Source organism: Myxococcus sp. AB025B (assembly GCF_006518215.1).
GTDB lineage: Bacteria > Myxococcota > Myxococcia > Myxococcales > Myxococcaceae > Myxococcus > Myxococcus fulvus.
This window is the reverse complement of sequence record NZ_SRLW01000678.1, coordinates 1-730: the sequence shown is the minus strand read 5'-3', so window position 1 is coordinate 730 and position 730 is coordinate 1. Positions and strand designations below refer to the sequence as shown.

General features: G+C 62.5%; 1 protein-coding gene. It reads left to right on the top strand.

Annotation, left to right across the window (positions count from 1 at the left end):
• The first annotated feature begins 144 nt into the window (after window positions 1-144).
• A complete protein-coding gene (locus FL311_RS43465; protein ID WP_141333576.1) occupies window positions 145-561 on the top strand; it encodes a hypothetical protein in 417 nt (138 codons plus the stop codon).
• The last annotated feature ends 169 nt before the right edge of the window (window positions 562-730 follow it).

The window sequence follows — 730 nt, the reverse complement described above, 5'->3', positions numbered from 1 at the left end:
CTACAGGTGTTCGGCTTGCTCCGGAATCGGTGTTCGGCTTGCTCCGGAATCGGTGTTCGGCTTGCCCCGGAGAGGGTGTTCGGCTTGCTCCGGAGAAGGTGATCGGGATCGTCCGGAGCACGCAGTGAACCGGAGTGGGCGCAATTGGATTCGTTCTACCGGCACGTGGTGCTGTATCCGCCGTACATCCATGACTCGAAGCTGCCATGCACCCAGAACACGTTTCGCCGGGATGACTATGTACGCTGGGGGGACCTCGCGTACCGGAAGGGCCTGTCGACGAACAGCGGCTATGTCGCTCGCATCAATGAGCGACACGTCGAGCAGAGCTGCGAGGCACTCGTGGCCGATGTCGCGCGGGGCCGGCTCTCGGCGGACAAGCTCTACGTCGTGGACCCACCGAAGCTGGCTCTGTTCCAGCGCCTGGGCGAGCAGGTCACCTGCGGCAACGTGGATGGGTTCAACATCTGCGTCGCCGCTCGTGAAGGGCGCTTCCGGGAGGCGCTCTTGAAGTCGTCGAATCGCGCACGCATGCCGCCCACTGCGGACAATCCTCACTGAGCGCTCCGCCGCGTTCCAGGAAGAACCGCAACACCTGATGAAGTGTCCCTCCCTTTCCATCGCAGATGGGAGCATGAGGTGGACCCCATCGGCTGGACCACTTTGAGGCGATCCATCTTTGCGTCTGAGCCGAAGGTGATGGTGTGTTGATACGTCGTCGTCGTGGTCG